The organism is Pseudomonas sp. A39, assembly GCF_058145955.1.
This window is the reverse complement of the sequence record NZ_JBYVMD010000008.1, coordinates 172,666-197,757: the sequence shown is the minus strand read 5'-3', so window position 1 is coordinate 197,757 and position 25,092 is coordinate 172,666. Positions and strand designations below refer to the sequence as shown.

Sequence of the window (25,092 nt, the reverse complement as noted above, 5' to 3'; positions counted from 1 at the left end):
TCTCTTACGAATGACTTGAACCGAGTGTCTGGGTCAGTGCTTTGCGCCGTGCCTGCAGGCCTGCCAGCGCCCATGCCAGGGCCGAGGCAAAACTGGCGAATGCCAGCCATTGGATGGCGTGACGCAGATCACCCGAGTAAACGCTGAGCACGGCCACCACCAGCGGGCTGACAAATTGGCCGAAGTACAAAAACGCGGTGAACCCGCCGAGGCCGCGCCCTCGGTTTTTGGCGTTAAGGGCATTCATCACCGGCGCCATCGCATTGGGCACCAGCAGTCCCGCGCCCACGCCGTGAATCAGCACCGCTACCAGCACCGCGTTGTAGCTTTGCCCCCGCATCAGCAGCCATAACCCCAGGCCCAGCAGGCTCAGCAACATCGCATTGCACCCAGCGATGCCGACACGGCGGCGCAGCAGCGGCCAGGCCAACGAACCGACCAAGGTCGCCAGCAGCCCCAGGCCCGCCGACAGCCCGATCATCGTGCTCGACGTCACCCCAAGGCTCACCAGCAGAATCGGCGCCTGGATCGGCACGACAAAACTCAGGACCATGCCGCTGAGGATCAGCAGGTAACCGACCACCAAAGGCAGCATCGCCACCCTGCCCTGCTCAGGCGTCTCGACCAACCGCCGAATGGCCGCAGGCTCCCACAGCACCTTGATCATCACCGGTACCAACAGCAGCGGCAGCAGGTACAACAGGAAGGGCAGGCGCCAGGAGTGCTCGCCCAACGCCCCGCCCACCACGAAGAACAACGAGCCCACCAGGCCGATAGTCACCACCTGCCGATTGATGTACCGCAGCCGCTCTTCGCCGTGCCAATAGTCGGCAATCAGCGTGGCGCAGCAGGTCATCACCGCCGCCTCCGCCGCGCCGAACAACAGGCGTACGCCGACGATGGCCGGCAAGTTATCCAGCAGTGCCGGGATGGCCCCGAGCACGGCATACAACAGCGTGGCGATCACCAGCAAGGCCTTGCGCCCGACCCGGTCGGCCAACCAGCCGGCCAGGGGCGCGCACAGTGCAATCGCCAGGGCCGGCCCGGTGACGGCCAAGGGCACCAGCAGGTCGGCGCGGGGCTCCAGCGGGCCGAACTCGGCCCCCAGCTTGGGCAGGATCGGCGCCACCATGACGGCGCCCATGATGGTCAGGCTGCTGCCCAGCATCAGCACCAGCCCTTCACGTCGCCCGGTGGCTTGCCGTGGAGATAAGGAATCGGAATGTGACGAGTTCATGCGCAGCCCCCTAGAAACTTTGCGAAATACGCAGCGCCACGGTGTAACCCTCGGCACGGTTGCGGGCATCGGTTTCCTTGTAGGCATGCAGCCACACGGGAGGCAGACCGGGCTTGAAGTAACTCACTGCCGGCCCGATGGCCAGCACCCGCGCACGGTTGCCCGATTGCAGCCCGGGCGCATCGTCATCGGTGAACTGGCGGTAGTAGTAACCCCCCAGGCCCAAGGTCCACGGCCCCACGTGCTGACCCACGGCAAACTCGTGCCGGTACTCGACACCGTTCTTGTAGTCGGTCGCGGGGTTGCGGGTATTGACGTCGACCTCAACGCTTGAGGAAACCTCAAAGCCGCCGTCGGTGATGTAGGTCGCGTTGACGATTGGCGAAAACGTCCAATGGTTGAGCCCCGGCGAAATCAACCGATTCTTGTCGTAGTCACCGGTGGGCGCCTGGATCTGCAACTGCGTGTTGATGAACAGATTCGGCGACAGGTTCCACTGCAGGATCACCGGCAGCAATTGCACGTCCGCCATGCGAAACGGATCAGCCTCCAGGTTCAGCGGCCCGACCGGCGTCGGCACCTTGACGGAGGCGTCCATCTTGAAAAACGGTACCACCGTGCCGAACCCGTATTGGGCGCCCAGCACGGTGTAATCCGTCATGCGCATGTAGGCGACGCCAATGGACAACACATCCAGTGAGAAGTGGTTGTCAACTGAGCGGCCGTGACGGTCCTTCTGCACGTTGGCGGAGTAAAACGCCGTTCGCAGCCCCAGCGTCCCGAACGGTGTGGCTGGCGGCATCATGCCCGCGCCAAAATCGTACACACCAACAGCGGTCGTCGGCGCACCGTTCTCGGTGCCGTGCACGCTGGCGCAGCAACCCAGCAGCCCCAGGGTAAACAGCGTCGTCCGTGCGACGCGTGCATTATTGTTATCAATCATCGAATGCCCCTCCCATCAAGTGGTGTGGGCCATCCTAGTAAGCGCCAGCGTATGCCGGTTATCCGTTTTCAGCAGAGTTGAGTGCGACGCAGGGTCTGTGATGGGCTTTCGCCAAACATGGTGCGGTAATCGCTCGAGAACCGACTCAAATGCCAGAACCCCCAACGCGCCGCCACTTCTTGTACGCCATGGGATTGGGTGCGGGTTCGCAGTTCGCGGCGCACCGCATTGAGGCGCAGCGCACGCAGATAGGCCACCGGGTTGATGCCCAGGGTTTCCTGGAAACAGTACTGAAGTTTGCGCCGGCTGGCGCCGATGTGGTTGCACAGGTCGAGGATCGACAGCGGTTCGTCGAGGTGGCTCAACGCATATTCGCGCGCCCGGTCGACCATCCTTTTGCGCGCCGTCGGGTTAAGGGGCGGCGCCTGGTCCGGCGCGATCAACTCCAGCACGTGCAGCATCACCGCATCCCGTATGCCGCGCCGGATCGAGTCATGCCCCAGCACGGCATCACGGCCCTGGTCGCAACCCGCCAGCGCATCGAACAACCCTGCGAGTTCACGTTGCACAGATGAATCGCCCAAGCGGTAACACTTGGGAAGATCGGTAATTCGAAACTCACTGCCCTGACGCTCCAGGACGTGTGCCAGTGCGTGTTCTTCAATGGCCACACTGAGCAAATCCAAGTGCTGTGGCGTGTGCAGCTCGGGAAGGTTTTCACCGTGGGCCACCAACAGGCTGGGCGCATGGATCGGGTGACCCGAGCAATACACCGGGCCGTCGGCACTCAAGGGAAGGCTGAAGGTGATGGCGCCTTTCCAGGCTGCGCCACTCTTGATCATGGCCTGATTAGAGCGGTCGCGCACCAGTTGCATCCAGCCCGAGCGGAACTCCACCAGCTCACCTTCAAACGCGCCCGGCGATAACTGATCGTAGCGAACCTGCCAGCCGCCCATATTGCGTGCGTGTTCATCGATGTCGCTGGTCAGAAAACGCTGGAGGGGTAACGCCGGTGGAAGCACCACCGAGGCCGCAGGCATCCGCACATTATTATTGTTCATCGACCCAACCTTTTTCAGTTCCAAGGCTTACAGGTCAGATCGCACGCAAGTTCCATTCCGGACCTGGGGCGGGTCGTGTATTTGTGCCGAAATTGGATAGTAAAGATTGGCCAGCGCAATGCCCTCGCCGGACAAATACGTTCACCTATTAACTAAAATATCGTGCATTCAAGGCTTGATATTTTTCAGCTCGTTCAGCAACGCCAACAGTTGCTCCATTTTCTCGGCGCCAAACTGTTCTTCGATTTTCTGGTAGTTGCTTTCCATGCCTGCGCTCATGGAGACGAAGCATTGCTGGCCGCGCTCGGTGAGGCCCACGAACACCCGGCGCTGATCCTGGCTGGACTTCTGCCGCCGCACCAGGCCGTCACGCTCCAGGCGCGTCAACACACCGGTCATGCTCGGCTTCAGGATGCAGGCCTGCAAAGCCAGTTGATGGCTTTCGAGTTCACCCCGCTCGCGCAGGATCCGAATGACCCGCCACTGTTGTTCAGTCAGTTCATGCTTGTTCAGGGCCGGACGGAAGAAGGCCATTGCGGCCTCACGGGCTTGCAGCAGGGTCAGGGTCAGCGAAGGTCTTGGGTTGGCCATGAACGGCACCCCTTGAATGGGCGAGTTGGCAGCTTAGTGTCGCCGGCCAGCGGCTGCAAGCGGCGTGGGCGCGATGAAAAGTACAAGCGGTTCTGTGTAAAAGCCATTCTGTCGCGCCACTGCGATGCGCATGATGATCCGCACACGATCAACAAGACCAAGGTGCGAAGCCGCCATGCCTGGCTCAACGCAACCCCGATTGGCGCTGGCGGTACTCCCCCGGCGTGAGCTGCGCGTAACGCTGGAAAAACCGGCTGAAATAGGCCGGGTCCTTGAACCCCAACTGGTAGCAGATTTCGTTGGCCGAGCTGCCCGTAAACAGCAGCAGGCGCTTGGCCTCTTGCATCAGGCGTTCGAGGATCAGGCGCTTGGACGGCAGGTCGGCGATGCGGCGGCACACGTCATTAAGCCGTGCCTCGGTCACCCCGATGCCTTGGGCGTAACGCGACAACGGCCAGTGCTGCTGGTAGTGCGCTTCGATCAGCTCATTGAAACGGTGGAAGATTTTCAAGTCCTCGTGGCGGGCAGGCGTGGCTTTCAGCGAATGGGAACACAGCCGCAACAGGCTGATCATGATCAACCGCGTCAGGCTGTCCAGGGCCGCACTGCGCCCCGAGCGCTGGGCTTTCATCTCATCGCTCAGCGACTCAAACAGAACGTCCAACCGGCGGATATCGCCTGCGTATTGCGGCCCCAACTGCGCCAGGGCCACACACGCGGCGGGCAATTGCGCCCCCGTCGGCGCCAGGCTGGCGTCGGCTTCGATCAGTTGCCACACCAATTGCTGACGCACCGTCAGCACGTGCCCGTCGCTGTCCGGCTCGGTCACGAAGGAATGCGCGACCGTGGGTGGCGTGAGGAAGAACATCGGTCCCGATTCGACGTACTGCTGGTCGTCCAAGTACACGCGCACAGTGCCGCTTTTCACGTAGTGAACCTGGAAAAACCGGTCGTGCCGATGCACCGGCATGTTACGGCCGAAAAAATCCGCCAGGTTGGCCAACTGGTCGTAATGCACTTCGGCATCGCTGTAGCGCTGGTCGTAGACCTGGCCAATGTTGATGTTCGGAATGGGTTGACGGTCGCTCATCGCACGCTACTCGTTTTTAGTGTGATTGCCGCCGTGCAGCGGCTCTCATCCTGCACCGATTCGGTCGGCACAACCACCGAAGAAACAGTCTGTCACGCTTGACGATAGTTAACATCTTAATTATAACGGTTAACACATTAACTAAATCCAGGGCCTCCATGGACCTGCCAGGAGAATGCATGAGCCGCGCCTTGCATGACGTCGCGACGGGCACCCTTTTCGGTGTCGCGCTGAACTACCAGGGGTTGCTCAAGCAGCACCTCGCCGAATTCGAAGCGCCGCCGTATCGGAAGCCGCCGGTCAAACCGGTGCTGTTCATCAAGACGCCCAACACGCGTAACCAAAACGGTGGCGATGTCGTGCACCCTGGCCAGGGCGAACGCCTGCAGCCTGGGCCGGCATTGGCGGTGGTGATGGGCAAGGACGCCAGCCGCGTCAGTGCAGCCGACGCCCTCGACTACGTGGCCGGCTTTACCCTCATCAACGAGTTCAGCCTGCCGGAAGACAGCTACTACCGCCCCGCCGTCAAAGCCAAATGCCGCGATGGTTTCTGCGCCATCGGGCCGGATCTGGTGCCGACCGCACAGATGGATGACCTGCACAGCCTGGCGATCACGCTGTACGTCAACGGCGAGATCCGCCAGCAAAACACCACGGCCAACTTCGTCCGCACCATTCCATTGCTGATCGCCGAGATCAGCGAATTCATGACCCTGCACGCGGGCGACGTGCTGATCACCGGCACTCCCGAAGGCCGGGTGGATGTGCAGCCTGGCGATACCGTGGAGGTCGAGATCAGTGGCCTGGGCCGCCTGGTCAATCACATCAAGGCAGAGGAGCTCTCATGAAACACGCCCGTATTCGCTTTGAAGGTGAAGTCCATTCGGTACAGGTCGAAGCTGAAAACGCCGTACGCCTGGCTGACGGCCGCCTGCTGGCCGAAGACCAGGTGCAATGGTTGCCGCCGGCCACCGGTAACATGTTCGCCCTGGGCCTGAACTACGCCGACCACGCTGCCGAACTGGCCTTCACGCCGCCGACCGAACCGCTGGCTTTCATCAAATCCGTGGGGACGTACACCGGCCACAACCAAGAGACCTGGCGCCCGGATAACGTCGCCTACATGCACTACGAGTGCGAGCTGGTGGCCGTCATCGGCAAGCCGGCGCGCAACGTCAAGCGCGAAGACGCGCTGGATTACTTGGCGGGTTACACCGTGTGCAACGACTACGCCATTCGCGACTACCTGGAAAATTACTACCGCCCCAACCTGCGCGTGAAAAACCGCGACGCCACCACACCTGTCGGCCCGTGGATCGTCGATGTAGCCGATGTACCGGACCCAGGCAACCTGACACTGCGCACCTGGATCAACGGTGAACTGCGCCAGGAAGGCAGCACCCAGGACATGATTTTCGACATTCCCTACCTGATCGAATACCTGTCCAGCTTCATGACCTTGCAGCCCGGCGACATGATCGCCACCGGCACGCCCGAAGGCCTGGCCGACGTCGTACCTGGTGATGAAGTGATTGTGGAAGTCGAAGGCGTGGGCCGCCTGGTTAACCGAATTGTCAGCGAAACGGCGTTCTTCAACGCCCGTAAAGAGGCTTGAGCAGCATGATCAAACATTGGATCAACGGCCGTGAGGTCGACAGCAAAGACGTGTTCGTCAACTACAACCCGGCCACCGGTGAAGCCATCGGTGAAGTGGCCAGCGGCGGTGCCGAGGAAGTCGCGCAAGCCGTGGCGGCCGCCAAGGAAGCCTTCCCCAAGTGGGCAGGCACACCGGCCAAGGAACGTGCACGTTTGATGCGCAAGCTCGGTGAACTGATCGAACAGAACGTGCCGCACCTGGCCGAGCTGGAAACCCTCGACACCGGCCTGCCGATTCACCAGACCAAAAACGTGTTGATTCCACGGGCGTCGCACAACTTCGATTTTTTCGCTGAAGTCTGCACGCGCATGGACGGCCACAGCTACCCGGTCGATGACCAGATGCTCAACTACACCCTCTACCAACCGGTGGGTGTCTGCGCGCTGGTGTCGCCCTGGAACGTGCCGTTCATGACCGCCACCTGGAAGACCGCACCGTGCCTGGCGCTGGGCAATACCGCCGTGCTGAAGATGTCCGAGCTGTCACCGCTGACCGCCAACGAGCTGGGCCGGCTGGCCGTCGAAGCCGGCATTCCCAACGGCGTGTTGAACGTGATCCAGGGCTACGGCGCGACCGCCGGTGACGCCTTGGTGCGTCACCCCGATGTGCGCGCGATTTCCTTTACCGGCGGCACCGCCACCGGCAAGAAAATCATGCAGACCGCCGGCCTGAAAAAATACTCCATGGAACTGGGCGGCAAGTCGCCAGTGCTGATCTTCGAGGACGCCGACCTGGAACGCGCCCTCGACGCTGCGCTGTTCACCATCTTCTCGCTCAACGGCGAACGCTGCACCGCCGGGAGCCGGATCTTCATCCAGGAAAGCGTGTACCCACAGTTCGTCGCCGAGTTTGCCGCTCGCGCCAAACGCCTGATCGTCGGCGACCCGCAAGACCCGAAAACTCAGGTCGGCTCGATGATTACCCAGGCCCATTACGACAAGGTCACAGGTTACATCAAGATTGGTCTCGAAGAAGGCGCTACCCTGCTCGCCGGTGGCTTGGAGCGCCCGGCCAATCTGGCGGCGCACTTGAGCAAAGGCCAGTTTATCCAGCCAACGGTGTTTGCTGACGTGAACAACACCATGCGTATTGCCCAGGAAGAAATCTTCGGCCCGGTGGTGTGCCTGATTCCGTTCAAGGATGAAGCCGAAGCCCTGCAACTGGCCAACGCCACCGAGTATGGCCTGGCGTCCTATATCTGGACCCAGGACATCGGCAAGGCGCATCGTCTGGCCTATGGCATCGAAGCGGGCATGGTGTTTATCAACAGCCAGAACGTGCGCGATCTGCGCCAGCCGTTCGGCGGTGTGAAAGGCTCAGGCACGGGCCGTGAAGGTGGCCAGTACAGTTTCGAAGTGTTCGCCGAAATCAAAAACGTGTGCATCTCGATGGGCAGCCATCACATTCCACGCTGGGGCGTCTGAGCGACACCAGAAGCCCCTAAGACAACAACAATAATTTCAGGAGAATCATCATGGGCGAAGTCGTCCTGGCGGCGAAAATCTGCCACGTACCCTCGATGTATTTGTCGGAGCTTCCCGGTAAACACCATGGTTGCCGTGAAGCGGCGATTGCCGGTCACAAAGAGATCGGCCGTCGCGCCCGCGAGCTGGGGGCCGATACCGCCGTGGTGTTCGACGTGCACTGGCTGGTCAACAGCGCCTACCACGTCAACAGCGGCGAGCACTTCAAAGGCATCTACACCAGCAATGAACTGCCGCACTTCATCAAGAACATGGAATACGAGTACCCAGGTTGCCCCGAACTGGGTGAGCTGATCGCGGCCGAAGCCAACGCCGCCGACGTGCGCACGCTGGCCCACAATATCCCGAGCCTGGAGCTGGAATACGGCACCTTGGTGCCGATGCGCTACATGCACATGGGCGTACCCGACGAGCAAAGATTCAACGTGGTGTCGGTGGCCGCCTGGTGCGCCTGGCATCGCCTGCAAGACAGCTTCAGCTTCGGCGCCGCTGTGCGCCGGGCGATCGAGAAAAGCGACCGCAAAGTCGTGGTGCTGGCCTCGGGTTCGCTGTCGCACCGTTTCTCCGACGACCGCAATGCTGAAGCCAATATCCATAACTGGACCCGCGAATTCGACAAGCAGGTCGACCTGCATGTGGTGGAACTGTGGCGCCAGGGCCGCTGGAAAGAGTTCTGCGCCATGCTGCCGGACTACGCCGAGCATTGCTTCGGCGAAGGCAAGATGCATGACACCGCCATGCTCCTGGGGTTGCTCGGCGGACCGGACTACGACAAGCCGGCCGAGATCATCACGCAACCCTTCGGCAGCTCGGGCACCGGCCAGATCAACGCCATTTTCCCTGTTTGAGCGCATGGCCGCCCGGTATCCCCGTGCGGCCTCAAGGAGCCCCTCATGCCCCACTTTATCGTTGAGTACACCGACAACATCGAACAGCAAGCCGACCTGCCTGGCCTGTTCGAAACAGTCCACGCCACCCTGGGCGACAGCGGCGTGTTTCCCCTGGGTGGCATCCGCAGCCGTGGCGTGCGCCTCGACACCTGGCGCATGGCCGATGGCAAGCACGACTACGCCTTCGTGCACATGACGTTGAAGGTCGGGCATGGTCGCGACCTGGCAACCCGCCAGAAGGTCGCCGAACAACTCTTCGCGGTGATCACCCAGCACTTCGCCGCGCTGCAGGACCAGCGGCTGCTGGCGTTGTCGTTTGAAATGATCGAGCTGCACGAGCAGCTCAACTTCAAGCAAAACAACGTGCACGCCTTCCTCAAGGCGCAGGTGGGCTGACACACCCACCCGCTCGTTCCATCGGCCTCTCAGACAAAAAGTATAAAACCATGAGCTCAGCCAATACCGCCGACACCCTCGGCACCGACGTCCGTGACCAAACCCACAGCACCGTGACTTGGCGGCTGATGCCGCTGCTGCTGATCTGCTACCTCTTTGCCCACCTCGACCGCATCAACATCGGCTTCGCCAAAATGCAGATGAGCGCCGACCTCAACTTCAGCGACACGGTCTACGGTTTCGGCGCCGGCCTGTTCTTCGTGGCCTACGCGCTGTTTGGCGTGCCCAGCAACATGGCCTTGGACCGCGTGGGCCCCCGGCGCTGGATTGCCACGTTGATGGTGGTGTGGGGGGCGTTGTCGACGTGCATGTTCCTGATCGACAGCGCCATGGGCTTCTATGTGCTGCGCTTTTTGCTCGGTGTGGCCGAGGCCGGTTTCTTCCCAGGCATCCTGGTATTTTTGAACCGTTGGTACCCGGCCGGTCGGCGCGCGCAAGTCACCGCCCTGTTTGCCATCGCCGTGCCGATGGCCGGGGTCATCGGCGGGCCGCTCTCCGGCGGCATCCTGGAACACTTTCATGACCTGGGCGGTTTGCGCGGCTGGCAATGGATGTTTGTCATTGAAGGCGCCCCCGTGATTCTGCTTGGGCTGGTGGTGCTCAAGTGTCTGCCGGACAGCTTCGAAACGGTGAAGTGGCTGACGCCCGTGCAAAAGCAACAACTGCGCGAGCAGCTGGACCAGGAAGAACACCGCAAATCCATCACCTCGTTCTCGGCCATTCTCCGTAACCCGCAAGTGTGGCTGCTGGTGGCGGTGTATTTCGCGGTAATGCTGGCGGTCAACACCCTGGCGTTCTGGATGCCGACACTGATCCATGGCGCCGGCATCGGCAGTGACGGCAAGGTAGGGCTGCTCAGTGCGGTGCCCTACCTGGCCGGTTGTTTCTTCATGCTCGGCTGCGGACGATCGTCCGACCGCCGCCGCGAACGCCGCTGGCACCTTTGCGTGCCCTTGCTGATGTCGGCGGCCGGTATTGCCATCGCCGGGCTCGCCCCCGCCGACCCGGCCCTAGTGCTGGGCGGCCTGATCATCGCCGGCATGGGTGCCAGCGCGGCGTTGCCGATGTTCTGGCAGTTGCCGCCGGCGTTCCTGTCCAACCACACCCAAGCTGCCGGCATCGCTTTGATCAGTTCCTTCGGCAGCATCGCCTCGTTCTTTGCGCCGTACTTGATCGGCTGGATGCGCGACACCACCCAGAGCGCCAGCCTGGCGCTTTACGTGCTGGCGCTGCTCATTGCACTCGGTGGCTTGCTGGTGCTGCGCACCCAGGCGGCCATCGTCAACCCTCAGTAAGAGTACCCTTGCCATGCTTGATCAACACCTCATTCAGCAAGCCGCCGCCCACCTCGACCAGGCTGAACGCTCACGCGAGCAGGTGCGTCAGTTTTCCCTGGATCACCCAGAAATCACTATCGAAGACGCCTATGCCATTCAACGCGCCTGGGTAGCGCAGAAAATCAAGGATGGGCGCAAGCTGGTCGGGCATAAAATCGGCCTGACCTCCCGCGCCATGCAGGTTTCGTCCAACATCACCGAGCCGGATTACGGCGCGCTGCTCGACGACATGTTCTTCGATGAAGGCACCGACATCCCGTTCGAACGCTTTATCGTGCCGCGCGTCGAGGTGGAGCTGGCGTTCATCCTCGGAAAACCGCTCAAAGGCCCGAACGTGACGGTGTTTGATGTACTGGACGCCACCGAATGGGTGATCCCGGCGCTGGAGATCATCGACGCGCGCATCGAGCAAGTCGACCCGCACACCAAGGCGACCCGCAAGGTGTTCGACACCATCTCCGACAACGCCGCCAACGCCGGCGTGGTCATGGGCGGGCGTGCCGTGCGCCCCACCGAGATCGACCTGCGCAAGGTGCCCGCCGTGCTCTACCGCAATGGCGTGATCGAGGAATCCGGCGTCTCGGCCGCCGTGCTCAATCACCCGGCCAAAGGCGTGGCCTGGCTGGCGAACAAACTGGCGGCCTATGACGTGACCCTGCAACCCGGGCAAATCATCCTGGGCGGCTCTTTCACCCGCCCTGTCGCGGCCAACCCAGGCGATACCTTCCATGTCGATTACGACATGCTGGGCTCCATCGCCTGCCGATTCGTCTAACCGGAGATCGTTCGATGGATATGCCTGTCAACACCTTCAAACAGCGCCTGCGCAGCGGTGAAACCCAGATCGGCCTGTGGCTGGGCTTGTCCGATGCCTACTGCGCCGAGCTGGCCGCCAACGCCGGGTTCGACTGGCTGCTGATCGACGGCGAACATGCGCCCAACGACCTGCGCGGTATGCTCGGCCAGCTCCAGGCCGTGGCGCCCTACCCCAGCCATCCGGTGATTCGCCCGGTCGTCGGCGACACCGCTCTGATCAAGCAAGTGCTGGATATCGGCGTGCAAACACTGCTGGTGCCCATGGTGGAAAACGCAGAGCAAGCGCGGCAACTGGTGAATGCCATCCACTACCCGCCCAACGGGGTTCGGGGCGTCGGCAGCGCACTGGCCAGGGCATCGCGCTGGAACAGCATTCCCGGTTACCTCGACCACGCCGATGAGCAGATATGCCTGCTGGTACAGATCGAAAGCCGCGAAGGCCTGGCCAACCTCGACGCGATTGCCGCCGTGGAGGGGGTTGACGGCGTGTTTATCGGGCCGGCGGACCTGAGCGCCTCGATGGGCCATCGCGGCAACCCGGCTCATCCGCAGGTGCAGACGGCAATCGAAGATGCCATTGCGCGCATCCGCAGCGCCGGCAAAGCCGCCGGTATTCTCAGCGCCGACCCGACACTGGCTCGGCGCTACATCGAACTGGGAGCGGCGTTTGTCGCGGTGGGCGTGGACACCACAGTGCTGATGCGCGGGCTACAAACCCTGGCGGCGACGTTCAAGGGTTCATCGGCACCCACCAGCACCGCTGGCGCTATCTACTGACAGTGCAGGCGCCGGCTTGTGATCTGCTTGTGATCCAGCTTTTGATCTTGATCTCAGGCGCCCCGTCAAACACGCTGGCCGAACGCAGGCTTGAATCCGTGGGTAACCCGGCAGGACGCCGGGTTAGCCGCCCCGTGCCATGGATGGCGCGTGGCGGCGGCCCACGGATTCAAGCCGGAGTGAGGGCACACCGAGCCTGAGCGAGGTGCCGAGTGTTGGGGCAAGAGCCTTTTGGTTACTTTGGGGCTTTTCCAAAATGACCCGCCGTAAGGGCGGAACCAATAACCGCCCTCACCCAAATAACGGATATGTACCCGATCTGATCCAACATCCAGGTCGGCTGCCAGGCCGCCATCGGGGGCAAGCCCCCTCCCACATTTGGATCGGTTTACACCCACGCTTAACTAGCGCTTGAGGCCTTTAAGCTCGTTGAGCAATACCAGCAAAGTCTGCAGCTTCTCTTCGCCAAAGTCCGCCTGCAAACGCTGGTAATTGGCCTCCATGCTCTGGCTCATCGAATCGAAACACGCTTGCCCCTTCTCGGCCAGCCGCACCAGCACACGCCGTTGATCCTGTTGCGCCTTGCGCCGCTCAACCATGCCCGCCGCTTCCATGCGCACCAGCACACCGGTCATGCTCGGCTTGAGGATGCACGCCAGCTCGGCCAGGCGATTGATCTCAAGCTCCTCGTGCTGGCTCAAGATACGAATGACCCGCCACTGCTGCTCGGTCAGTCCGTGTTGATTGAGCGAAGGCCGGAAAAACCCCATGGCGGCTTCACGCGCCTGGAGCAAAGTAAGGGTCAAGGATTGGCGCGGTTTGGACATAAAGGGAGACGTCGTAATTAGTTAACAGATTAACAACACTCTAACACCGGCCGCCGATTGGCGTGTGCCGCTTTAATGCCCGGCCGGATTCATCGTTGACATTGGCAGCCACGATCAAGGCCGGCGGCACACAGAATCAAGACACCTACCGCTCGGAAGGCACTTAATACACCCCAACAGGCACAGAGCTGTTTGTCGGCTCTGCAGCGAGATCCCTTCACTTTTCCAGGCTGCGCCATGATCAATATCGAAACGCCTACCTACTATTCGGCAACCAAGAAATACAACCTCAGCTTTCCCACGCTCGAGCAGGACGTGGAAGCCGATGTGGTCGTGATTGGCGGCGGTTTCTCGGGCATCAATACCGCACTGGAACTTGCGGAAAAAGGCATCACCAACATCGTGGTACTCGAGGCGCGCTACCTGGGCTTCGGCGGTACGGGCCGCAACGGCGGGCAGATCATGGCGGGGATCGGCCATGACCTGGAAAAAATCAAGAACCAGGTGGGCGACGAGGGCCTGCGCCAGATCTTTGAAATCAGCGAGCTGGGCGCCGGCATCATCAAGGACCGTATCGCCAAATACGCAATCGACGCCGACTTCTGCCACGGCTATGGCTACATGGGCTTCAATGCCCGCCAGGAAAAAACCCTGCGCGCCTGGGAGAAGGACTTCCAGTCGGTCAATACCAAGGACGAAATCCGTTTTATGGCCGGGTCCGAGGTCAAGCAGATCATCGGCTCCGATGCCTACACCAGCGCGTTGCTGCACATGGGCGGCGGGCACGTGCACTCGCTGAACCTGCTGCTGGGCGAAGCCAAGGCGCTGGCCGGTCATGGCGTGCGCATCTTCGAGCACAGCCCCGCCCTGGAGCTCAGCTACGGCGAGCGCATCACCGTGCGCACCGGCCGAGGGTCAGTCAAAGCCGCCAAGCTGCTGTGGGCCTGCGACAGTTTCCTCAACAAACTGGAACCTGAACTGCACAAAACCACCGTCAACACCTACGCCTTCCAGCTGATGACCGAACCGCTGTCGGACGAGATGATCCACCGCATCAGCCCGATCCGCGGTGCCTACAGCGATATTCGGCCGGTCATCGACTACTACCGCGTCACCAACGAGAACCGTCTGCTGTTCGGTGCCGCCACGCCGTTTGTCGAGCACATCCCGCTGGACCTCAAAGCCTGGAACCGCAACCTGATGCTGAAGATTTTCCCGTACCTGAAGGACGTCAAAATCGACCTGGCGTGGGGCGGGCCGATGGCGACCGGGGCCAACCTGTTCCCGCAGATCGGCACGCTGAGCGGGCGCCCCAACGCCTTCTACGTGCAGGGTTACGCGGGTTTTGGGGTTACGCCCAGCCACATCATCTGCAAGGTCTTGGCCGAAGGCATGAGCGAAGGCTCTTCGCGCTACGACCTGATCAGCTCGGTCAAGCATGCGCAGATCATGGGCAAGGATCATATCCGCCCACTGCTGCTCACGGCCGGCAAAAGCCTTCACCAACTCTCGGGCTATTTCAACGGTCGCCGTTAAGCCCCGCTGTTTCATTCACAGGAGAACTGCCATGCCCGTTACAACCCTGAAAAAAGATACCCAATTGTCGGACCTCGATGCCTGGGGCACCGTTGCCGACCTGGGCTCCGAGATCCTCGAAGGTGAAGTCAACGCCTTTGGCAAAATGACCTTCGGCGCACCGACCGACCCCGTCAGCAGCGCCTACTTCGGCACCACCCAAGGCAAATTCCGGATGGTCTACCCGTTCGCCGAGCAAGCCACGGTGGTCACCGGCGAAGTGCTGTTGACCGACGAAAGCACCGGCCAGACCACCCGCTACAAGGCCGGCGACAGCTGGTTCGTGACCAAGGGCACGCCGGTATTGTGGGAGGTGGTGAGCGAGAGTTTTGTGAAGCATTATTTCGCAGTAGTCTGATCGCTTTCGCTTGCTGGCTTCGGCCAGCAGCGTTTTCTCCGGCGCAGGTGACTGACCATGCACGCCCTCCCCGCTCAGGAAGTTGCCGGCCATTGCCTGCAGGCTTTTACCCAGCTCGTCCCCGTCAGCCAGGCGGCGTTCTATTGTGTCGACCGCCAACTGCAAGCGTGCGACTTCCGGCTGCACGGCATGAGCCGTGAAATGCACCGCGACTATCTGGACAACTACCGCCAATTCGACCCGTTGCAACCGCGCAATTGCCTGTCCAGCGGGTTGACGGTGGTGCCCCTGGGTTTCGCCATGGCACGCCAGCCGCCGCGTGACAGCCACCGCTACCGGGACTTCCTGCAGCGTTACGGCGTGGTCGATGTGGTGGAGATCGTCGCCCATCGTGCCGACCAGCCGCAGGCGGCCATCTCCTTGCTGCGCACCGCCGAACAAGGGGTGTTTACCGCCGACCAATTGACTCAGCTCAACGCGTTGCAGGCGTTGCTGCAGATGGCCGTGGCCAATATGCAGCCCTGCGACGATGCGCTGGCCGGGCTTACGCCCAAAGAGCGCCAGATCGCCTGGTTATTGCGTCAAGGTGCAAGCAACAAGCAATTGGCACTGGAGCTCGGCGTCGGCCTGCCGACCATCAAGACCCACCTGATCCACCTGTTTCGCAAGACGGGCGTGAGCAGCCGCACCGAGCTGGTCGCCGCACTGTTTCTTTAAGCCGCCTCAACCTTTCGGTTGATAGGCGAGCCTCCTCGCCCGCCGCATGATCCGGGATGTCCATTCCATCAACCGGAGCCATGCCATGACCACCCCATCCGACTGGATCACCGTAGGCGCCCTCGCCGACGGTTTCGCGCCCGACGCGTTTATCCTGCCCAACCTTGCCGACCTCAACGGCAAGACCTTCCACCTGCACTTCGCCAACGGTTGGCAGATCGAGCATCGCTTTGACACCGAGGCGTTGCACTGGCATGCCGCCGACGGTCACTCCAGCGGGTCGGCCGCATACCGCGCCACCTCGGTACGCCCGGGCCTGTACTTGGTCGACTTCATCAAGCACGAGGCCGGTCAGGCCTGGTCGATCAGCCTGGTGCTGGACACCACCACGTCGTCCTTTACCGCCGTGATCGGGCGCATGCCCAAGCGCGAACAAACCGAGGAAGGCCTTTACAGCCGTGCCCTGGCCGGCAAGGCCCTGACCTCGGTGGACGTGGACTTCCTGCATGGCAGCCTGGACCAACCCTGGCAGCCCGGCCAATGCCCCCACGCGCCCACTCAGGAACTGACCGGCTTGCGCAACCTGTATCGCTACAGCCCCAGCGAAGTCTACGAACACATCTACCTGAACGATCAGTTCTATGCCTGGCAATGCCTCAAGGGTGTGGAGCAAGGCTTGTGCGACACCGACCGCTGTCACTACTACAAGATTGCCGATCAGTTGTACCTGTTCGTCTGGCGCGAAAAGATCATCCCCACCCTCGGTCTGGTCCTGATCGACCTGCAACAGCACCGCAGCGACGGCAAGATCTTCGGCTATGCCGGCGCGGCCTTCGATGAGCTGTCGAACTTTCCGGTCAGCTCCTACTGCCAAGTGCTCAACCGCACGGAGTATCCCGATGCCTGATCCACGTACCGTTGTGATCACCGGGGCCGGCACGGGCATCGGTGCCGCCTGCGCCCGGCTCTACGCCGCCGAGGGCGCCAACCTGGTGCTGATCGGCCGGCGCCGCGAGCCTCTGGAGCAGGTGGCCGGGGACACCGGTGGCCTGGTCCTGGTCGGCGACGCAGCCTGTCCGGACAGCTGGGAAGGCTTCGTCGCACAGATCCGTGAGCGCTACGGCCGCCTCGATGTGCTGCTGGCCTGCGCCGGTGGGCATGGTGTGGGCAGCGCCACCCAGACTAGCCCTCCCACCTGGGAGGCGGCCTTGCGCAGCAACCTGGACAGTGCGTTCTATAGCGCCCGCGCCTGCCTGCCGCTGCTGATCGAATGCGCCGGCACTATCGTGTTGCTCGGTTCCATCGCCTCCCTGGCCGCCGGTCCCGAAGTGTGCGGCTACACCACCGCCAAGCACGCGTTGCTCGGGCTTAATCGCTCCCTGGCGCGGGATTACGGCCCACGCGGCGTGCGCGTGAACGCGGTGTGCCCAGGCTGGGTCACTACGCCGATGGCCGACGAAGAAATGCATCCGCTGATGAGCTTTTATGGGGACACACTGCCGCAAGCCTATGCCCGCGTATGCGCCGACGTTCCGTTACGACGCCCCGCCAGCGCCGAAGAAATCGCCAAGGTCTGTCGCTTCCTGGCCAGCCGCGATGCCTCGATCATCACCGGGGCGAGCGTGGTCGCCGACGGCGGTTCGAGCATCGTCGATGTGCCGACACTGGCCTATGCCCATATGGAGCGCGCACATGCCTGACGACTTGAATTTCAGCGGCAAAACCGTGCTGGTCACTGGTGGCGCGCAGGGCATCGGCCGGGCCATCGTCGAGGCGTTTGCTGTGCGCGGCGCGCGCGTGATGATTGCCGACCTTCAGCTGGCGCAAGCCCAGGCGCTGGCCGACGACCTGACGGCGCGAGCGTGCCAGGTCGCGGCCATTGAGGTTGACCTGGCCGATGCGGCGGCGGTACTCGAATGGGTGAAGGGAATCGAACGCAGCTGGGGCCGCCTGGATATCCTGGTGCACAACGCCGGCTACTTTCCGTTGACGCCATTCGCACAGATCACCCCGGCCATTCTTGAGCGCACGTTGGCGGTCAACCTCTCGGCCCTGTTCTGGTTGACCCAGGCCGCCTTGCCCATGTTTCAACGCCAGGGCGGCGGCTGTGTGCTGGTCACGTCGTCGGTCACCGGACCACGGGTAGCCTACCCAGGGCTCAGCCACTACGCGGCGTCAAAGGCCGGGGTGAACGGTTTTATCCGCAATGCGGCGCTGGAGCTGGCCGCCTACCAGGTGCGCGTCAACGGCGTGGAGCCCGGGATGATTGCCACGCCGGCCATGGATAACCTGGGCGACAACCAGGTCAATGCCGACATCGCCACCCGCGTGCCCCTGGGACGGCTCGGTGCTCCGGAAGATATTGCCGGGGCCATGTTGTTCCTGGCGTCCGACCTGGCGGCCTACATCACCGGGCAGACCATCGTGGTAGATGGCGGGTCGACTTTGCCTGAGGTGAAGTGACCTCTATCGGGCTGTAAACCGGATCAAAGGTGGGAGGAGGCTTGCCCTAATGCCAGTCAGTTAAGGGCAAACACTGTACCTGTGGCGAGGAAGCTTGCTCCCGTTGGACTGCGCAGCAGTCCCGGTTTTTTCGAGCAAAGAGCTGGGGCCGCTTCGCGGCCCAACGGGAGCAAGCTCCCTCGCCACAGGTTATTTTTTACCCTTTCTACGTCTTAACTGACTGGCATTAGGGCTTGCCCCCGATGGCAGTGGGTCAATCACCGGATGCACCCACTGACACGCCCTCATCGGGAGCAAGCACCCTCCCACATTTTGATCGGGGTGTATCCGCTGAAGAGCGGTCCCCCATTAGAGCATCGACAGTGAATCACTCAACACCCGCGACAAGGCCGCAAGCCGTTTGACGTAACCCTGGGGCGTCGAGTAGATCAGCTCCACATGCAGGCTGTCGACGATACCCAGGTAGGCGTCGCAAAACACCTCAAGCGCCTCCGGTTGCACCGTGCTGTACCGACCTTGCGCGGCACGCTGAAAGTCATCGCGAATGCGCGCCAGGTAGCCCTCGAATCCTGCGGTGATGACGCCGCGAATGTCCGCCGGCGGAAAGTACGCCGTGCGCAACAGGAAGCGCAGGTGCGCCGACCCTTCATAACGCCCGCTCAACCGTTCAAGGTGCAACTGCCCCGGCACGCCGGTGTATCCGGCTTCCTCCTTGAAGCATTGCGCGATGTACGAGTGCTCATGGGCCAAGGCAATCTCGAAGACCTTCTGAAACAGCGCATCCTTGCTGACAAAGTGCGCATACAGCGACGCCTTGCGCATGCCGGCCCTCTCTGCGATTGCGCTCAGCGAGGAGGCGTCGTAGCCGTGATCGGCAAAGTGTTCGACCGCCACGGTACAAATGTTATGGGCCGACAGGGTGAGCGGTTTCATTGATCGATGCGAACCTACGCCGCCCCTACCGTTTGCTGCAGGTGGGTAGACCGAAAGTCCTTGGGCGACAGGTCGAATTGCTTCTTGAACGAGCGACTGAAGTGCGCGGAATCGGTGAAGCCCCATTTGTAGGCGATCGAGGTGATCGACTCACGCTTGAGGAAGGGGTTGGTCAGATCATCCGCGCTGCGTTTGAGCCGAGCACGCTGGATGTATCGGCAGACGCTGTCGTCCTGCTCTTCAAACAAACGGTACAAATGCCGCACCGAGATGTTCAAACGATTGGCCAGGCCCACCGGGCTCAAGCCGGGCTGGGTCAGCGATTCGTCGATGACTTTCTGTACGTAGCTGCGCAGGTTACTGCCCTGCAACGACGCCGCGCAGTCGCCCGGCGCGTCGTGCAATTCAAAGGCTGACCCGAGCAAGGAGACAAACGCCGCTTGCAGTGCCTCGGCCTCTTCAATCGAGTCCTGCCCCTCCAGGCCTTCTCGGCACAGTTGGTCCATCAACACATGGAGCATGCGGCCGCAGGCTTTGGTCGAAGAGATCTTGCCGAAGGTTTTCGGTGCACCACCCAGTTGCTTGCACACTTCATGGCGTGAGAGTGCCAAGGACGCATGTTCGATAAGGCCGAACGGGCTGATCTCGATCGAGCCCGTGGAGTCCATCAGCAACATATCGCCGGGGGCCAACTGGATGACCTGGTCGTTCTGGGTGATCTGGCAATAGCCGCTGCGCTGACTGACGAGGAAACAATGTTGGTCCATATCGTGATCGGCGTTGGGTCGCTCGCGCTTGATCAGCCCGGCATTGGTCCGCAGGTTGGCCAGTGACAGGCCGCCCCGGGAGTGCTTGGACACTTCACCGATGAACAGCGAACGGTTGAAGGCCAGTTCCGTGTCGAAATGGCCGCAGGCCGCTCGCAGGTCCCGAGTCCAAGTTTCCAACCCATAGTGCGCAGACTGATAAGTGCTCATGGCATCTCCACAATGGCTTCTTGTTTTTGTTGGCCAATAGTTAACATGTTATCTATATGGGCGCAACAAGTCCGTGATAGCGACTGTGGAAGCACTAATGATGCCAAGTATTCCGATCAGACGGCGCCCAATACCCGCTGCAAGCCCGCCAAAACAGTCAACAACCCTGCCCGTTGAGCGTCACTCAAAGGAATGTAGCGACGAAACGCCGGCAGGCGGTTGACCACCTCGCTGCCGCCGATGTGTTCCAGCCGCACCTGCCATTGATGCCCGCTCAACGCGATGTGCAGGCGCTTGAAGTCGAGCCCCATCAGCGCTTGATGCAGGCTGAGGTCGTCGTTCAAAGCTGCCTGGAGCCTGGCGAGTAGAGCCGGCTCTCCCGAGCGTTGCCGACACGCCAGCCCCGTGCGTCGAATCGACCCGCGGTGGTGCAGCTCAAAGCGTGCACTGCCCTGCTCTGTGGCGGGCACCGTAAGCATGAATTCGGTCATGACCAGGTGCATCAGCAGTTGCGATTCGGTGCGTTCGGCAACGTCCACTTGCAGGCCGGTATCGTCCAAGCGAAACGCTGCACGGGCAGGCCCGGTCGAGGCGAAACTCGCCAGCCCGAGGTTACGCCTAACATATTCAAGCGTGACCCCCGGCCGGTAACCGGCCGGCGCCCGTTGGGCACTGAACAGCTCAGACAGCTTTAGCAGCCTGCTCGAGATAAGCGTTGTGAACGTTACCAGGCTCATGAGAAAACTCCTTGGCCAGCACTTCTTCGACCGAAGCGGGCTTGAATGGATTGACCTTCTGCACCACCAATGTCCAGAACAACGCGTAGGCCGCCGTGATCCCGAGCATTACCCCGAAAGGCACATAAATATCCGCCGGGTTCATGCCCGGCGGGGTGATGAACCACATGCCCAGTAAGATGCCGACGCTGGAAAGAATCTGCGGCAACGGGAACAACGGCGAACGATAAGCCCGTGGCAGGTCAGGACGACGAATACGCAGGATAACCACCGACAGCGTCACCAGCAGGTAGGAAAAACTCCACGCACACACGGCGGCCAGCACCAGGTGCATGATGTTGTCGGTGTTGCCGCCGAGCCACAGCGCATACAGGCACGGAATCAGCATCGCCACCAGGATGCACAACAGCGGCGTCTTGAAGCGCGGATGCAAGTAAGTGAACACCTTGGGCAGCGCGCCATCCACCGCCATGCCGTAGAGAATCCGTGGCACGCCCGCCATCAGCGTGTTGATGGTGGCGGCGCCGGCGAACAGAAAGCCAAGGCCCAGCCACAACGGGCCAATATTCCCCATGACCTGCTCGGCAAAGCGTGGAATCGCCATGGGCGTGTCCAACAAGTGCACGCCGGTGGCGGCATCCAGCAGTACGTTTTCCACCTGGCGCTTCATCGCGGCGCCGTAGATGAACATGCAGGTGGCCACGCTCAACAAGCCGAAAATCATCGCCTTGGGCATCACCTTGGCCGAATTGCGCAGGTCCGGCGCCAGCGGCGTGACGAACTCGCAGCCGACGAACATGAACATCGCCATGCCCACCAGCGACAGAATGGTGATCAGGTCGGTGCCCACCAGCGACACGCCGAACCAACCCTCGAGCTGCACCGCCGGCGCCGCGATCAGGCCCATCACGCCAAACACCATCAGCGTGGTCCACATGCCGAAGGTCAGGATGATCTCGGCCCTGCCAAAGGCGCTGACGCCAAAGGCATTCAGAATGCCGAATACCACCACAAACCCCACCCCCAGCAACCACGAACCGCCGGCAGACTCCGCCAGGGTGTTGAGGTGCTCGAAGTTCACCAGGGCCATGACCCCGGACAGAATCGTCTCCGCCGTCCCGGCAAACACATGCACGATCAGGTACGCCGACAAGGTGCCGGTAATGGCAAAGAAACGGCCCATGCCGCAGTTGATGTAGTCGTAGACCGAGCCGGTGGTCGGCAGGATTGAGGCGGCTTCGGCAAAGGTGGTCGCCTGGGCCAGCATCATCACCACCGCGATCAGCATGGCCACCGCGAACGCGCTGCCGCCGATGCCGAAGCCCATGGTCGCGGTGAGAATCACCGGGCTGGCCATGATCAGGCCGATGGTGCTGGCCAGCGCGGTCGGAAACCCGACGCTGCCCCGTTTCAAATGCTGTGTGAGCCGGTCATTGATCGACATGGTACGGATCCTCGAAAGCGGATTTCTGAGTGGATGCATCGAGCCGTACAAGGAGCCGGCGATAAAGCCCTCCCCAGCCAGTCCCTGATCGAAACGGCATCGTGCGCAAAATCACTGTGCGCCTCACACGCGCTGATCGTCTTGCCCATGTCTGCCGTCGCTTTTGCAGCTGCCTGCCAAGGCCTACGGCTTGGCGGGCAGGATCAATTACGTGGCACGCAGGTGAAAGACTTACCCCGCTGCGGATCATCTTAATGCGTCCTCGACCTATTGGCTGTCCAACCACGCTGGGGAACGTAACAATGGAGCACACACAAAGAACACGCAGGTTGTCCAAGGCCGTCGGCCTAGGTATCGCACTGTTGGTCGGCCACTCTTCGGCCCAGGCCTATGCGCTGTATGCCGACGATGACACGCACCTGAACGCGGACTTCCTGGCCGTATACGGGATGTTCAACAGCCGTCACAACTACGATGCCACGCCGGGCGGTTCGACCTGGCGCGAAGGATTCATCAAGTATGGGTTGAGCGGCGATCAGGGCCTGGCCGGTAACGGCACCGCGTACGGCGCGCTCAATTGGGTCAGCTCCGGCACCTGGGGCGACGGCGACGCGGCGGGCAACACCGATGGCAGCGAGCGCACGACCAAAATCGAAGACGCCTACCTGGGGTGGCGCTCGGCTGACCTGTTTCCGGCGCTGGGCAAGGACGGTGTGGACTTTTCCCTCGGCCGCCAGGTGGTCAAGATCGGCCGAGGGTTCCTGATCAACGACGACGGCCCCAACCTGGGCAACGGCCCGGCGGACGGTGCGTTGAATCGCGGTGGCGCCTACTACCTCGCGGCACGTCACGCGTTCGACCGCACCGCCGTGTTGCGCCTGGGTGGGCAAGAGGGGCTGCACGGCTCGGTGCTGTGGCTCAAGTCGGATAACCGTGCCCAGGCTGAAACCGAGCTGGCGGCGGGCACCCTCGACTACACGGGTGCCGCCGGTACGCTGGGGTTGACCTGGGTTCATGGCATAAGCGTCACCGACCAGTGGGCCAGCGATTTCCAGAAACAGCGCGAGGGCCTGAACACTTACAGCCTGCGCGGCGAAGGCAGCGCGGGTATCGACAACGCCAGCTTCGCTTTCGAATACGCCTGGCAAGACAAGGATGCAGGACCGCAAAAAGCCTGGTACGCCGAAGCCGGCTACACCTTCGCCGATATCGGCTGGGCGCCGAAGTTGACCTACCGCTACACACGCTACTCACAAAAATGGGACCCGCTGTTCACCGGACTCAGCACCGGTTACGGCACTTGGTTCCAGGGCGAAGTGGCCTCCAATTATGCCGGCCCGTTCAACAGCAACACCGGTGTGCATCACGTCGGTCTCAAAGCGACACCGCTGGAGAACCTGACGGTCGGCGCGTTGTACTTCGACTTCACTACCTTGCGCAAAAACGATGCATTGAACCTGGATGCCCGTGAGCTGGACCTGTACGCCGAGTGGACGGTCAACAGCCACCTGATCATCAGCCCGCTGGTGGGCATTTATCAACCCAAGAAGGATGCCGACACCGGGGGTAACCAGGTGGGCGGCAATGGCACCAACCTCTATAGCCAACTGACCGTGGCCGTGCCTTTCTGAAGGCCTTCAGGAGCTGCGCGATGCAGCTCCGTTGTGGCGAGGGAGCTTGCTCCCGTTGGACTGCGTAGCAGGCCCATGGTTTGGGGCCGCTTCGCGGCCCAGCGGGAGCAAGCTCCCTCGCCACAGGTTCGGGGTTCATCTTCCAAGTGGTCAGCAGTGGCTGATCAGTTGCTTCAATACCGTCTTGAAGGTTTCGATCTGGTCCTGGCTGAACTCGGCGAATACTTTCTCCTGTTGCTCACGGGCGATGGCCCAGAGGTCTTCGGTCTGTTCGATACCGGCCGACGTCAAATAGACGCCGTCGTCGTCGGCCACCAGCCCTTTGCGCTTGAGGTTGGCCACGGCGTCCTCGATTTCCCGCACCGGCATCGCCACTTCCCGCAACAATTCACTGGCACTCAGCCGTGCGTCGTTCTCCAGCACCATCAGCATCCGCGCCTCGTTGGTGCGCAGGCCGGTGGACAATTGCCGGGGCTGATAGCTGGACTGGTAGGCGCGTACCGCCTGGGTCATCAGGTAATACAGGTTGTGACTCAAGCGCCCCTGAAAATGACTGCTGGGCGGTTGCCCTTCGTCGCGCTGGGTCATGCGGGTATGGGGTAGGACCATCGAATAAGCGCCCTGATGATAAAGCAGCGGCGCACGGCCGAAATCATCGAAGGCCACGACCTTGCCGATCATGATCCAATGGTCGCCGCCGTCCACCTGCTGGTATTTCTCGCAGTGAAACCGCGCCGAGCAATCGGCGAACACCGGCGCCCCGCCCTGCCCCGACTGGTACTCGATCGCGGCGAACCGGTCGTCCTTGGGCCGGGCAAAATTGTTCGAGAGGTCGATCTGGTCAGCGGCCAGCACGTTGACCGCAAAATGGCTGGCCTGCTCGAACACGCCGTGGCTGCTCGAACGTTTGTCGATACTCCACAACACCAGCGGTGGGTCCAGGGACACCGAGTTGAAACTGTTGGCGGTGACGCCCACCTTGCGGCCAGAGGCATCTGCGGCAGTCACCACGGTCACGCCCGTGGCAAAGTTGCCCAGGGCCCGGCGAAAGGCGCGTGGGTCAAAGGTCGATTCAGACATGCAAGACTCCC

At 61.8% G+C, this 25,092-nt stretch carries 26 protein-coding genes; 15 read left to right on the top strand and 11 right to left on the bottom strand.

Annotation, left to right across the window (positions count from 1 at the left end; all coding sequences use genetic code 11):
* Positions 1-4: 4 nt before the first annotated feature.
* The 5 genes from AC3ZU9_RS09025 to hpaA all read right to left on the bottom strand — a co-directional run bounded on the left by AC3ZU9_RS09025 (position 5) and on the right by hpaA (position 4,922).
* Positions 5-1,237 (bottom strand): MFS transporter, encoded by a 1,233-nt coding sequence (locus AC3ZU9_RS09025; RefSeq protein ID WP_490090619.1) that lies wholly within the window; start codon positions 1,235-1,237, stop codon positions 5-7.
* Positions 1,238-1,247: 10 nt separating this feature from the next.
* Positions 1,248-2,180 (bottom strand): SphA family protein, encoded by a 933-nt coding sequence (locus tag AC3ZU9_RS09020; protein ID WP_102061427.1) that lies wholly within the window; start codon positions 2,178-2,180, stop codon positions 1,248-1,250.
* Between the two features lie 68 nt (positions 2,181-2,248).
* Positions 2,249-3,241, bottom strand: a complete 993-nt coding sequence (locus AC3ZU9_RS09015) for a helix-turn-helix domain-containing protein (protein WP_012724428.1) — start codon at positions 3,239-3,241, stop codon at positions 2,249-2,251.
* 168 nt (positions 3,242-3,409) lie between these two features.
* Positions 3,410-3,832 (bottom strand): homoprotocatechuate degradation operon regulator HpaR, encoded by a 423-nt coding sequence (gene hpaR, locus AC3ZU9_RS09010; protein WP_043205390.1) that lies wholly within the window; start codon positions 3,830-3,832, stop codon positions 3,410-3,412.
* Between the two features lie 184 nt (positions 3,833-4,016).
* Positions 4,017-4,922, bottom strand: coding sequence for a 4-hydroxyphenylacetate catabolism regulatory protein HpaA (hpaA, locus tag AC3ZU9_RS09005; protein WP_046036096.1), 906 nt, complete (start codon positions 4,920-4,922; stop codon positions 4,017-4,019).
* A 179-nt stretch (positions 4,923-5,101) separates the two neighbouring features.
* Here hpaA and AC3ZU9_RS09000 point away from each other — a divergent pair, with 179 nt between their 5' ends.
* Genes AC3ZU9_RS09000 through hpaI form a run of 8 tightly spaced genes read left to right on the top strand, consistent with a single transcriptional unit; the run spans position 5,102 to position 12,339 of the window.
* Positions 5,102-5,770 (top strand): fumarylacetoacetate hydrolase family protein, encoded by a 669-nt coding sequence (locus AC3ZU9_RS09000; protein ID WP_490090618.1) that lies wholly within the window; start codon positions 5,102-5,104, stop codon positions 5,768-5,770.
* The gene (locus tag AC3ZU9_RS08995) at positions 5,767-6,537 is read left to right on the top strand and encodes a fumarylacetoacetate hydrolase family protein (protein ID WP_012724432.1); all 771 of its coding nucleotides are present in this window, start codon (positions 5,767-5,769) and stop codon (positions 6,535-6,537) included. The genes AC3ZU9_RS09000 and AC3ZU9_RS08995 overlap by 4 nt, the downstream gene beginning before the upstream one ends.
* 5 nt (positions 6,538-6,542) lie before the next feature.
* Positions 6,543-8,003 carry a 5-carboxymethyl-2-hydroxymuconate semialdehyde dehydrogenase gene (gene hpaE, locus AC3ZU9_RS08990; RefSeq protein WP_012724433.1) on the top strand — a complete coding sequence of 487 codons (1,461 nt, stop codon included), beginning with the start codon at positions 6,543-6,545 and terminating at the stop codon, positions 8,001-8,003.
* A 50-nt stretch (positions 8,004-8,053) separates the two neighbouring features.
* Positions 8,054-8,911 (top strand): 3,4-dihydroxyphenylacetate 2,3-dioxygenase, encoded by an 858-nt coding sequence (hpaD, locus tag AC3ZU9_RS08985; RefSeq protein ID WP_490090617.1) that lies wholly within the window; start codon positions 8,054-8,056, stop codon positions 8,909-8,911.
* Positions 8,912-8,956: 45 nt separating this feature from the next.
* Positions 8,957-9,349, top strand: coding sequence for a 5-carboxymethyl-2-hydroxymuconate Delta-isomerase (locus tag AC3ZU9_RS08980; protein WP_012724435.1), 393 nt, complete (start codon positions 8,957-8,959; stop codon positions 9,347-9,349).
* Between the two features lie 50 nt (positions 9,350-9,399).
* Entirely contained in the window at positions 9,400-10,704 is a 1,305-nt protein-coding gene (locus AC3ZU9_RS08975; RefSeq protein ID WP_490090616.1) for an MFS transporter, read from the top strand.
* Between the two features lie 13 nt (positions 10,705-10,717).
* Positions 10,718-11,521 carry a 2-oxo-hept-4-ene-1,7-dioate hydratase gene (gene hpaH, locus AC3ZU9_RS08970; RefSeq protein ID WP_490090615.1) on the top strand — a complete coding sequence of 268 codons (804 nt, stop codon included), beginning with the start codon at positions 10,718-10,720 and terminating at the stop codon, positions 11,519-11,521.
* 14 nt (positions 11,522-11,535) lie between these two features.
* Complete coding sequence (hpaI, locus tag AC3ZU9_RS08965; protein WP_490090614.1) at positions 11,536-12,339, top strand: 4-hydroxy-2-oxoheptanedioate aldolase; 804 nt, start codon at positions 11,536-11,538, stop codon at positions 12,337-12,339.
* Between the two features lie 404 nt (positions 12,340-12,743).
* On the opposite strand, the gene hpaR (AC3ZU9_RS08960) is transcribed toward hpaI, so the two are convergent.
* Positions 12,744-13,166 carry a homoprotocatechuate degradation operon regulator HpaR gene (gene hpaR / locus AC3ZU9_RS08960; RefSeq protein ID WP_012724439.1) on the bottom strand — a complete coding sequence of 141 codons (423 nt, stop codon included), beginning with the start codon at positions 13,164-13,166 and terminating at the stop codon, positions 12,744-12,746.
* A 237-nt stretch (positions 13,167-13,403) separates the two neighbouring features.
* On the opposite strand from hpaR (AC3ZU9_RS08960), the gene AC3ZU9_RS08955 reads away from it, so the two are divergent.
* From AC3ZU9_RS08955 to AC3ZU9_RS08930, 6 genes are all read left to right on the top strand, one after another.
* Positions 13,404-14,702 (top strand): NAD(P)/FAD-dependent oxidoreductase, encoded by a 1,299-nt coding sequence (locus AC3ZU9_RS08955; protein ID WP_490090613.1) that lies wholly within the window; start codon positions 13,404-13,406, stop codon positions 14,700-14,702.
* A 31-nt stretch (positions 14,703-14,733) separates the two neighbouring features.
* Complete coding sequence (locus AC3ZU9_RS08950) at positions 14,734-15,099, top strand: cupin domain-containing protein (RefSeq protein WP_012724441.1); 366 nt, start codon at positions 14,734-14,736, stop codon at positions 15,097-15,099.
* Between the two features lie 57 nt (positions 15,100-15,156).
* A complete protein-coding gene (locus AC3ZU9_RS08945; protein WP_490090612.1) occupies positions 15,157-15,816 on the top strand; it encodes a helix-turn-helix transcriptional regulator in 660 nt (219 codons plus the stop codon).
* A gap of 85 nt (positions 15,817-15,901) precedes the next feature.
* Positions 15,902-16,723, top strand: a complete 822-nt coding sequence (locus AC3ZU9_RS08940) for a molybdenum cofactor biosynthesis F family protein (protein ID WP_490090611.1) — start codon at positions 15,902-15,904, stop codon at positions 16,721-16,723.
* Complete coding sequence (locus AC3ZU9_RS08935; protein WP_490090610.1) at positions 16,716-17,516, top strand: SDR family NAD(P)-dependent oxidoreductase; 801 nt, start codon at positions 16,716-16,718, stop codon at positions 17,514-17,516. Before AC3ZU9_RS08940 ends, AC3ZU9_RS08935 begins: the two co-directional genes overlap by 8 nt.
* A complete protein-coding gene (locus tag AC3ZU9_RS08930; protein WP_064053530.1) occupies positions 17,509-18,279 on the top strand; it encodes an SDR family oxidoreductase in 771 nt (256 codons plus the stop codon). Before AC3ZU9_RS08935 ends, AC3ZU9_RS08930 begins: the two co-directional genes overlap by 8 nt.
* Before the next feature lie 348 nt (positions 18,280-18,627).
* On the opposite strand, the gene AC3ZU9_RS08925 is transcribed toward AC3ZU9_RS08930, so the two are convergent.
* The 4 genes from AC3ZU9_RS08925 to AC3ZU9_RS08910 all read right to left on the bottom strand — a co-directional run bounded on the left by AC3ZU9_RS08925 (position 18,628) and on the right by AC3ZU9_RS08910 (position 22,370).
* Complete coding sequence (locus AC3ZU9_RS08925; RefSeq protein WP_490090609.1) at positions 18,628-19,212, bottom strand: TetR/AcrR family transcriptional regulator; 585 nt, start codon at positions 19,210-19,212, stop codon at positions 18,628-18,630.
* A gap of 14 nt (positions 19,213-19,226) precedes the next feature.
* A complete protein-coding gene (gene feaR, locus AC3ZU9_RS08920) occupies positions 19,227-20,189 on the bottom strand; it encodes a transcriptional regulator FeaR (RefSeq protein WP_012724447.1) in 963 nt (320 codons plus the stop codon).
* Positions 20,190-20,305: 116 nt separating this feature from the next.
* Positions 20,306-20,926, bottom strand: coding sequence for a DUF3156 family protein (locus AC3ZU9_RS08915; protein WP_490090608.1), 621 nt, complete (start codon positions 20,924-20,926; stop codon positions 20,306-20,308).
* Entirely contained in the window at positions 20,871-22,370 is a 1,500-nt protein-coding gene (locus AC3ZU9_RS08910; RefSeq protein ID WP_490090607.1) for an APC family permease, read from the bottom strand. Before AC3ZU9_RS08910 ends, AC3ZU9_RS08915 begins: the two co-directional genes overlap by 56 nt.
* A gap of 302 nt (positions 22,371-22,672) precedes the next feature.
* Between AC3ZU9_RS08910 and AC3ZU9_RS08905 the strand changes: the two genes are divergently transcribed.
* The gene (locus tag AC3ZU9_RS08905; RefSeq protein ID WP_490090606.1) at positions 22,673-24,001 is read left to right on the top strand and encodes an alginate export family protein; all 1,329 of its coding nucleotides are present in this window, start codon (positions 22,673-22,675) and stop codon (positions 23,999-24,001) included.
* Between the two features lie 150 nt (positions 24,002-24,151).
* Here AC3ZU9_RS08905 and AC3ZU9_RS08900 read toward each other — a convergent pair whose 3' ends face one another.
* Positions 24,152-25,081 carry a p-hydroxyphenylacetate 3-hydroxylase reductase component gene (locus tag AC3ZU9_RS08900; protein ID WP_093545740.1) on the bottom strand — a complete coding sequence of 310 codons (930 nt, stop codon included), beginning with the start codon at positions 25,079-25,081 and terminating at the stop codon, positions 24,152-24,154.
* Positions 25,082-25,092 lie beyond the last annotated feature (11 nt).

What these genes read in the sequence shown, in the direction of transcription:
- hpaE (WP_012724433.1), top strand. Translation starts at nt 6,543, where the DNA reads ATGATCAAACATTGGATCAACGGCCGTGAGGTCGACAGCAAAGACGTG.
- AC3ZU9_RS08980 (WP_012724435.1), top strand. Translation starts at nt 8,957, where the DNA reads ATGCCCCACTTTATCGTTGAGTACACCGACAACATCGAACAGCAAGCC.
- hpaD (WP_490090617.1), top strand. Translation starts at nt 8,054, where the DNA reads ATGGGCGAAGTCGTCCTGGCGGCGAAAATCTGCCACGTACCCTCGATG.
- feaR (WP_012724447.1), bottom strand. Translation starts at nt 20,189, where the DNA reads ATGAGCACTTATCAGTCTGCGCACTATGGGTTGGAAACTTGGACTCGG.
- AC3ZU9_RS09020 (WP_102061427.1), bottom strand. Translation starts at nt 2,180, where the DNA reads ATGATTGATAACAATAATGCACGCGTCGCACGGACGACGCTGTTTACC.
- hpaR (WP_043205390.1), bottom strand. Translation starts at nt 3,832, where the DNA reads ATGGCCAACCCAAGACCTTCGCTGACCCTGACCCTGCTGCAAGCCCGT.
- AC3ZU9_RS08975 (WP_490090616.1), top strand. Translation starts at nt 9,400, where the DNA reads ATGAGCTCAGCCAATACCGCCGACACCCTCGGCACCGACGTCCGTGAC.
- AC3ZU9_RS08945 (WP_490090612.1), top strand. Translation starts at nt 15,157, where the DNA reads ATGCACGCCCTCCCCGCTCAGGAAGTTGCCGGCCATTGCCTGCAGGCT.
- AC3ZU9_RS08950 (WP_012724441.1), top strand. Translation starts at nt 14,734, where the DNA reads ATGCCCGTTACAACCCTGAAAAAAGATACCCAATTGTCGGACCTCGAT.
- AC3ZU9_RS08940 (WP_490090611.1), top strand. Translation starts at nt 15,902, where the DNA reads ATGACCACCCCATCCGACTGGATCACCGTAGGCGCCCTCGCCGACGGT.
- AC3ZU9_RS09015 (WP_012724428.1), bottom strand. Translation starts at nt 3,241, where the DNA reads ATGAACAATAATAATGTGCGGATGCCTGCGGCCTCGGTGGTGCTTCCA.
- AC3ZU9_RS08935 (WP_490090610.1), top strand. Translation starts at nt 16,716, where the DNA reads ATGCCTGATCCACGTACCGTTGTGATCACCGGGGCCGGCACGGGCATC.
- AC3ZU9_RS08995 (WP_012724432.1), top strand. Translation starts at nt 5,767, where the DNA reads ATGAAACACGCCCGTATTCGCTTTGAAGGTGAAGTCCATTCGGTACAG.
- AC3ZU9_RS08955 (WP_490090613.1), top strand. Translation starts at nt 13,404, where the DNA reads ATGATCAATATCGAAACGCCTACCTACTATTCGGCAACCAAGAAATAC.
- hpaI (WP_490090614.1), top strand. Translation starts at nt 11,536, where the DNA reads ATGGATATGCCTGTCAACACCTTCAAACAGCGCCTGCGCAGCGGTGAA.
- AC3ZU9_RS09025 (WP_490090619.1), bottom strand. Translation starts at nt 1,237, where the DNA reads ATGAACTCGTCACATTCCGATTCCTTATCTCCACGGCAAGCCACCGGG.
- AC3ZU9_RS08915 (WP_490090608.1), bottom strand. Translation starts at nt 20,926, where the DNA reads ATGAGCCTGGTAACGTTCACAACGCTTATCTCGAGCAGGCTGCTAAAG.
- AC3ZU9_RS09000 (WP_490090618.1), top strand. Translation starts at nt 5,102, where the DNA reads ATGAGCCGCGCCTTGCATGACGTCGCGACGGGCACCCTTTTCGGTGTC.
- hpaA (WP_046036096.1), bottom strand. Translation starts at nt 4,922, where the DNA reads ATGAGCGACCGTCAACCCATTCCGAACATCAACATTGGCCAGGTCTAC.
- hpaH (WP_490090615.1), top strand. Translation starts at nt 10,718, where the DNA reads ATGCTTGATCAACACCTCATTCAGCAAGCCGCCGCCCACCTCGACCAG.
- AC3ZU9_RS08905 (WP_490090606.1), top strand. Translation starts at nt 22,673, where the DNA reads ATGGAGCACACACAAAGAACACGCAGGTTGTCCAAGGCCGTCGGCCTA.
- AC3ZU9_RS08900 (WP_093545740.1), bottom strand. Translation starts at nt 25,081, where the DNA reads ATGTCTGAATCGACCTTTGACCCACGCGCCTTTCGCCGGGCCCTGGGC.
- hpaR (WP_012724439.1), bottom strand. Translation starts at nt 13,166, where the DNA reads ATGTCCAAACCGCGCCAATCCTTGACCCTTACTTTGCTCCAGGCGCGT.
- AC3ZU9_RS08930 (WP_064053530.1), top strand. Translation starts at nt 17,509, where the DNA reads ATGCCTGACGACTTGAATTTCAGCGGCAAAACCGTGCTGGTCACTGGT.
- AC3ZU9_RS08910 (WP_490090607.1), bottom strand. Translation starts at nt 22,370, where the DNA reads ATGTCGATCAATGACCGGCTCACACAGCATTTGAAACGGGGCAGCGTC.
- AC3ZU9_RS08925 (WP_490090609.1), bottom strand. Translation starts at nt 19,212, where the DNA reads ATGAAACCGCTCACCCTGTCGGCCCATAACATTTGTACCGTGGCGGTC.